The organism is Limosilactobacillus ingluviei str. Autruche 4, from assembly GCF_000312405.1.
In the GTDB taxonomy this organism is placed as follows: Bacteria; Bacillota; Bacilli; order Lactobacillales; family Lactobacillaceae; genus Limosilactobacillus; species Limosilactobacillus ingluviei.
The window spans coordinates 62,503-69,132 of record NZ_HE997176.1 but is presented as its reverse complement, the minus strand read 5'-3'; the positions used below and the strand labels follow the sequence as shown (position 1 = coordinate 69,132).

At 51.5% G+C, this 6,630-nt stretch carries 7 protein-coding genes; 3 read left to right on the top strand and 4 right to left on the bottom strand.

Annotated features, from left to right (window positions below; translation table 11 throughout):
- Positions 1–393 precede the first annotated feature (393 nt).
- Entirely contained in the window at positions 394–1,620 is a 1,227-nt protein-coding gene (locus BN54_RS08410; RefSeq protein ID WP_019206756.1) for an MFS transporter, read from the top strand.
- Between the two features lie 54 nt (positions 1,621–1,674).
- Here the strand turns inward: BN54_RS08410 and BN54_RS08405 are convergent, their stop codons facing one another.
- The 3 genes from BN54_RS08405 to BN54_RS08395 all read right to left on the bottom strand — a co-directional run bounded on the left by BN54_RS08405 (position 1,675) and on the right by BN54_RS08395 (position 4,804).
- The gene (locus tag BN54_RS08405; protein ID WP_019206755.1) at positions 1,675–2,643 is read right to left on the bottom strand and encodes a 2-hydroxyacid dehydrogenase family protein; all 969 of its coding nucleotides are present in this window, start codon (positions 2,641–2,643) and stop codon (positions 1,675–1,677) included.
- Positions 2,644–2,779: 136 nt separating this feature from the next.
- Positions 2,780–3,673 carry a LysR family transcriptional regulator gene (locus BN54_RS08400; protein WP_019206754.1) on the bottom strand — a complete coding sequence of 298 codons (894 nt, stop codon included), beginning with the start codon at positions 3,671–3,673 and terminating at the stop codon, positions 2,780–2,782.
- Between the two features lie 243 nt (positions 3,674–3,916).
- Positions 3,917–4,804 carry a serine hydrolase gene (locus tag BN54_RS08395; protein ID WP_019206753.1) on the bottom strand — a complete coding sequence of 296 codons (888 nt, stop codon included), beginning with the start codon at positions 4,802–4,804 and terminating at the stop codon, positions 3,917–3,919.
- A 126-nt stretch (positions 4,805–4,930) separates the two neighbouring features.
- On the opposite strand from BN54_RS08395, the gene BN54_RS10260 reads away from it, so the two are divergent.
- The gene (locus BN54_RS10260) at positions 4,931–5,074 is read left to right on the top strand and encodes a hypothetical protein (RefSeq protein WP_019206752.1); all 144 of its coding nucleotides are present in this window, start codon (positions 4,931–4,933) and stop codon (positions 5,072–5,074) included.
- Here the strand turns inward: BN54_RS10260 and BN54_RS08390 are convergent.
- Positions 5,051–5,656 carry a hypothetical protein gene (locus tag BN54_RS08390; protein ID WP_019206751.1) on the bottom strand — a complete coding sequence of 202 codons (606 nt, stop codon included), beginning with the start codon at positions 5,654–5,656 and terminating at the stop codon, positions 5,051–5,053. The genes BN54_RS10260 and BN54_RS08390 overlap by 24 nt on opposite strands.
- Before the next feature lie 89 nt (positions 5,657–5,745).
- Between BN54_RS08390 and BN54_RS08385 the strand changes: the two genes are divergently transcribed.
- Positions 5,746–6,615, top strand: a complete 870-nt coding sequence (locus tag BN54_RS08385; protein WP_040470152.1) for a PPK2 family polyphosphate kinase — start codon at positions 5,746–5,748, stop codon at positions 6,613–6,615.
- Positions 6,616–6,630: the final 15 nt, after the last annotated feature.

The following is a 6,630-nucleotide window of genomic DNA, read 5'->3' as shown; positions in this document are numbered from 1 at the left end:
ACGGATGACCGGTTTAAAGCATTTCTATAAGCCTTAATTAATCAGCCACCGCAGTCCAATTGCTTTCGCGTGGCCGATTCCATAACAAAAGATTGGCCGCACGGTTGTAAACCTGTTTGTCTACAACCGTCCGGGCGTAGACACTATGGCCAATAATAACTAAATCGTTGATCTACCAATCTTTTCGTCATAAGGCTTGCTCCTTTGTATTTAGTAGCTCCTAATTCACAACATTAAATTTATCTCGTCAACCTCTAATTCAATTCTAATTAAATATCATAAATTATGCCAAAATCGTCTTTTTGGTTGCTTGCTATTTCAATTAAAAAGTGGCACAATGGCATACGACAAAATAAAGAAGGCCCGTGAGCCTTCATTTTGGAGGAATTAAATATGGAACAGACAAGCAACAAACTGTTGACGCAGGCAAATAACGAAAAGTGGGTCATGGCCTCTACGGCGGCCGGTTTCTCATTGGAAAACATGGACATTATGTTTTTATCGTTTACCCTGGCGCCGATCATCGCGGATCTGCACCTTTCTGGTACGGCGGCAGGTTGGATCGGCTCGATTACCAACTTAGGGATGCTCGCGGGCGGTGCGGTCTTTGGTCTGCTCGGTGATCGCATCGGTCGTGTTAAGACATTCTCTTACACGATCTTTATTTTTGCCTTCGCCACCGCCGCGATGTTCTTTGCCCACTCGCTGAGCGCCATTTATGTCCTGCGGTTTCTCGCTGGGATCGGAGCCGGTGGTGAATACGGGGTTGGGATGGCCCTAATTGCCGAAAACTTTGCCGCCAACCGGATTGGCCGCTTAACGTCAGTTGCCGCCATCGGGGGCCAAATCGGGGCGATTTTCGCTGCTTTGGCCGCGGCCGTAATCATCCCCCACTTTGGTTGGAACGCCCTGTTCTTGTTGGGCATCATCCCGGTAGTCTTAACCTACTTTATTCGGCAACACGTCAGTGAAAGTTCCGAATTCATTACGGCTCACGCGCAAGCGCAAGCCAAGCACGAAAAAATCGCCGTCAGTCGCCTCTTTGCAACCCCTCGCTTAGCGGTGCAAACCCTGGGCTTAATGGTAATGGCCATTGTTCAAATTGCTGGTTACTTCGGCTTGATGAACTGGTTGCCATCAATTGCTCAAAAGCAACAAGGCTTGTCGGTTTCCGGTTCCTCCCTCTGGATGATCGCTACCATCATTGGGATGAGCCTGGGGATGGTCGTCTTTGGGACCATCATGGATCAAAAGGGCCCGCGGTGGGCTTTTGGGATTTTTCTCCCTGGATCGGCCCTGGTGATGTTTGCGATCTTAATGGCGCACACCTCACTGCAATTAATCTTGGCTGGCGCACTGATCGGTTTCTTCTCAAACGGGATGTTCGGCGGTTACGGTGCCGTCATCAGTCGCCTCTACCCTACGGAAATCCGGTCAACGGCCAATAGCATGATCATGAACACCGGGCGGGCCATCGGGGGCTTCTCCTCGGTCGTGATCGGCTTTTTGATGGATCACGCCACCCTCTTGACTACGATGGGCTGCTTAGCTGTGCTCTACTTGCTTAGCTTTGCCATCATGCTGAGCTTACCGGGCATCCGCCACTTACAAGCCAACTAAACTTCAAGCAAAAATAAAAAATGAGCACCTCCGCGCTGGGAAGTGCTCATTTTTTTATTCCGCCGCATTTACCACGTAGCGTGGCGCCTTACCGGCTAAAACCGCTAACGCATTGTTCGTCACGATTTTGGCCATATCATCCCGGGCTTCAACCGTCGCATTCCCCACGTGTGGCGTCAAAATCACGTTGGTCAATTGCTTAAAGCCCTCTGCTACCAAGGGTTCTTTTTCGTAGACATCCAACGCTGCCCCGGCCAATTCGCCGGTTTGTAACGCCGTCAAGAGGGCGGCTTCGTCAAGCACTGGTCCCCGGGCACAGTTGATCAACAAGGCTGACTTTTTCATCCGTTTAAACGCTGCCGCTCCCAGCAGATGGTGTGTGGCGGGCGTCAGCGGGCAGTGCAAACTAACTACATCGCTGACTTGTAAAAGTTCTTCTAGTGAAACGTATTGGGCATGATAGTGGGCTTCGGTGGCCGGGTCAACTCGATGCCGCTGAGTATAGACAATCTTCATGTCAAACGCCTGCATCCGCTGGGCCACATTCTTTCCAATGTCCCCCAAGCCGACGATCCCCAAGGTCTTGCCCGCTAACTGGTGCCCCAAGAAGAAGAGCGGGGCCCAACCGTCAAAACCCTGGGTCCGCATTAATTGATCCCCTTCAACCATCCGGTGCGCCAAGGCGACCATCAACCCACAGGCTACTTCGGCCGTCGAAACCGATGAAACAAACGGGGTGTTGGTCACATCGATCCCCCGGGCCCGCGCGGCTTGGACATCAATGTTATTGAATCCCGCCCCAAAGTTGGCAATCAACTTTAGTTTCGGGGCCGCCGCAATCACTTCTTCATCAACCTGGGTCGACAGCGGCGTAATCAACACCTCAATTTCCGCTACGTGTGCCAGCAATTCGGCTTTCGTAATCAATCCCGGCCCCGCAAAGCTTTCATAAGTGATGCCCGCTTGTTCTAACAATTCCGTCGCTACAGCTGGTAACGGCGCCGTAAGGTATACCTGCGTCATAATGCTCGCTTCCTTTTCTTTTTCATCAACAACTAGCGTTACTTTTATTATATTGGAAACGGTTTCGCTTGTTAATGGTTAAATTAACTGGCAACAAAAAAGACCGGGAAAACCTCCCCGGTCGCAGCCCTGGTTGCTAGGGTTTCCGCAATTTCGCCGTCAGCAGCTGACCAAATTCCGTCATCATCGAGGTCGTCAAGGCCGGGCGCCAAGCTAAGACATAGCGTTGCGTCAACGCCACCGTTTCGGACCCCTGCAAGGCGACCCGAGCAATTTGAGGGGCGGCCGGCCGCCAGGTCCCCACTTGGTCGACTAACAAATAGCCTTGGTTGGCCGCCACCAAAATCTGCGCCTCCGTGAGGCTGTTGACAAAGCGAAATTCACTCAACACGCCGATTTGTTCCCGGTAGTAACGGGCTTCTTCAACCGCCCGCTGCTCGGTCGCAATCACGATACAGGGCAGCTGCGAAAGGTGCGCCAAGCTCACGGTTGGTAATTGGGCCAGCGGGCTGATTTGGGCCACCTCAACAAAACGCCGGGCCGCCAAAACCGGCTGCACCTGAAAGTCAGTCGGTACATCGCCGCGCTCGCCCACCAGGGCCAAATCTAACGTTTCGTTCGCTAAATTTTGCAATAAGTCCGCGTGACTTTGCGCCCGCACCGTCAGTTGCAACTGTGGATACAACTGACTAAAGGCACTCACCACGGCGCTTAACTCTACCCCATCATAATTTTGGGGATAGCCTAACGCCAGCTCACTGACCTCTTCTTTGCCAACGTTGATCGTTGCTTGCTGAAGCTCATCGGCAGCTGCTAACAGCCCCGGCCCGTGCCGATACAGATAATTACCAGCACTGGTCAGCGAGAAGCTGCGGTTATGGCGCCGCAACAATTTAACCCCCAACTCTTGTTCCAACGCCCGAATCTGTTGGGAAACGGCCGATTGAGAAATGAAGGCTGCATCCGCGGCTTTAGTAAAGCTCTTATTATCAACAACTTTTATAAAATAATCTAGCTGTCGCAACAACATCTCCGACTCCTCCATTTCTCATCCATTACATCCTTTGCCCATAGTATAGCTGATTTAGCGGAAAAAGCATAATTTTACGGTGAGTTCTTATACAAAAATCGTTTTTCTGTGATAAAAATTAAGAATAATAAACACAATCGATTATTTTGTTGGCGGTTTCACAGTTTTTTTAGGCAGCGCCAGTTTGCCCGGCACAAAATAAAAAAGACTGGTCCCCGGGGTTCACCAGTCCCTTTGCCGTCATTAATCATCCAAGCGCCGCATCGCTTGCCGAGTCACTTGGGCCAGTTGCTCAACTAATTGTTTGCCGCTGGCCATGCTAGGATTATGATCCGTATAAATGGCAATCGTGTAGTCATTTGCGCCTGGGCCATCGATATAGCCAATACTGTTGATAATCCACTGGTCCTTGCCATAGGGCAGCCACCCGTTCTTTAACGCAAACGAGTCGCTGCCCGCCGAAATACCCCACTGCTGATCGGTAGCCACATGGGCCATTAAATACCGCAAGTAGGCCCGGGATTGATCGTTCAATTGATCCGAACTAAAGTAAATCTGATTCAATAAGCGGACTTGGTCAGCCGGAGTCGTCGTTGAGAGCCCCCACGCCTTATGAGCCGTCGAATGGGTCATCCCAAAGGCCGCAAAAGTGGCTTGCAAGCCCGCCTGGCCGCCTAAATAATCTTCAAACAGCAAATTGGTAGCGGCATTATCCGAATTTTCAATCATCCGGGTGGCCAAGGCCTTTTCTTGCGCCGTTAAGTGCCCCTTTTCCTGGCGCAAAATGCCAGCTAAAATCGCTACCTTGACGGTACTGGCCATGTGAAATTGGTGGTGGGCGGCGTTGGTGCGACTATAGAGCTGGCCCGTTTGCGCTGAATACAGCGCAATACTTACCCGTTCACTGCGCCCCGCCAGTTGGGTTCGCCAAGCTGTTTGCAAGCCATAATGCACCCGGGGGCCGATAAATAAATTTTCCATGGCCTCCAGCGGATTAGAAGTGGTGGGGGCGGACCGTTGCGTGGTGATGCCCCCAATCAATAACAACGCAGTCAGCAAAAAGCCACCGCTCAGTCCCCACCGCCAGCGACGTTGGCGGCGGCGCTGCGCTTGGCGTTGGCGTCGTTGCATCGGTTTGTCCCCCTTTTAAATCTGAATTGATTTATCTTAACACATTTTCTGAGTAAAATAATTTTTCCGTGCTTGGTGCCGTTTTCAAGACGTTCTATAATAGAAGTTAAAAAGGAGGAGATAACCATGGCTAAGTGGCAGCAACTTTGGCAAACATTCAAAGCCGGCTGTAAAGAAAATTTCTTTGCCTACCTGGCCTTCTTCGCTCAAGAAGATGAATTTATCCATGCTCACCAACGGCCCAAATCAAAGCAGCAACCGCGCGATTAATTCCCGCGGCGTCATCGTCCGGGGATTTTGATCCCAAGCAGCTTCAGCAGGGTGGTAGTGATCAGCAAAGTCAAAGTACCCGTCCAACAAGGCGCGGCCGCTTGAGGTTAATAACACCCGCTGATCCTTATAGCTGACCAAACACAAATGGGCGGCCAATAGTGGAGCTAATTGCGCGGCCACGGGCTGTGCTACGGCTTGCCCCTGATAAAAAAAGTAGTCTGCCAACCAGTGCAGTTCACCGCCAGTCTGGTTGGCTTTTTCCACGAACGCCAGCGCCACAAAGGTCGCATATTCCACCGCTAACCCTTGGGCCGGTTGGGCCATGCGAGCTTGAATCGCACGCACCAAGGCCCTGCGCCCCGGATAACGACGTAAATTAAACGACCAGGGATCGGCCGCCGTTTGATCATGAAAGGCCAGCCGCACCACGTAAAGACGCGCTTGCTTCACGAGGGCCAAATACGTACTCTCGCTTTGCTTGGAATGGTGCTCGTGGATCAGCCAGACATCGGCTGGGGCGATTAAGTGCGCCCGCACGGCCGCGACTTCTTTTTGCCAATCACCTACCGTTACCGTCATTGCTTACCTTCTCCTTAATTTTTGTTCCGTCAGGGGGGTGCCCTGACGGATGGTTGTTTCCAGTTTACGCGGAAAATGGGGGGATTACCATGGATTTAAAACAATTTCGTAATACCAACGCTGACTTTCAAATTGCAACAGCCCCGACCAGTTTTGACACTGGCCTGGATCAAGCCGGGACCAAGGCTGAACTAGCCAAAACGATGGCCAAGATCAAACAAGAACAACGCAAACTCTTTGCTGATCGCCGTTACGGTATCATTGTCGTCTTGCAAGCGATGGACGCGGCTGGGAAGGACAGTTTGATCAGCCATGTCTTTTCACAAGTCAATCCCGGCGGGCTGCGGGTAGCCAACTTCAAACGCCCTTCGTCAACCGACTTGGCCCACGATTTTTTGTGGCGCATCAACGCCCAATTGCCGGAACGCGGTGAGATCGGGATCTTAAACCGGTCTCACTACGAAGACGTTTTGGTCTCCCAAGTGCACCCCGAATTGATCGTCAATGCCCACTTACCAGGAATCTACGATCTAGCAGACGTGACCCCGGCCTTCTTTGCCCAGCGGCGTGATGACATCAACCACTACGAAAGTTACCTGACCCACAGCGGCTTTGTGATTTTAAAGTTCTTCCTCCACGTTTCCAAGGCCGAACAAAAGAACCGCTTCTTAGCCCGGATCGAACGCCCCGAAAAGAACTGGAAGTTTGAACGTGCCGATATTGCCGAACGCCGCTTTTGGGATGCTTACCAACAAGCCTACCAAGACACCATCCAGGCTACGTCCAGCAAGGAAAATCCATGGTACATCATCCCGGCTGATGATAAATGGACCAGTCGCTTATTAGTCGCCAAAATCATGGTCAAGCGCCTCAAGCAACTCAACTTGCAATTCCCGGTTACCCCCGCGGACCAAGAACAATTGATGCAAGATGCCCTAAAAATTTTAGCTAAAGAATAGCGCCAGCGACCAGGA

What these genes read in the sequence shown, in the direction of transcription:
- BN54_RS08410 (WP_019206756.1), top strand. Translation starts at nt 394, where the DNA reads ATGGAACAGACAAGCAACAAACTGTTGACGCAGGCAAATAACGAAAAG.
- BN54_RS08385 (WP_040470152.1), top strand. Translation starts at nt 5,746, where the DNA reads ATGGATTTAAAACAATTTCGTAATACCAACGCTGACTTTCAAATTGCA.
- BN54_RS10260 (WP_019206752.1), top strand. Translation starts at nt 4,931, where the DNA reads ATGGCTAAGTGGCAGCAACTTTGGCAAACATTCAAAGCCGGCTGTAAA.
- BN54_RS08390 (WP_019206751.1), bottom strand. Translation starts at nt 5,656, where the DNA reads ATGACGGTAACGGTAGGTGATTGGCAAAAAGAAGTCGCGGCCGTGCGG.
- BN54_RS08400 (WP_019206754.1), bottom strand. Translation starts at nt 3,673, where the DNA reads ATGTTGTTGCGACAGCTAGATTATTTTATAAAAGTTGTTGATAATAAG.
- BN54_RS08405 (WP_019206755.1), bottom strand. Translation starts at nt 2,643, where the DNA reads ATGACGCAGGTATACCTTACGGCGCCGTTACCAGCTGTAGCGACGGAA.
- BN54_RS08395 (WP_019206753.1), bottom strand. Translation starts at nt 4,804, where the DNA reads ATGCAACGACGCCAACGCCAAGCGCAGCGCCGCCGCCAACGTCGCTGG.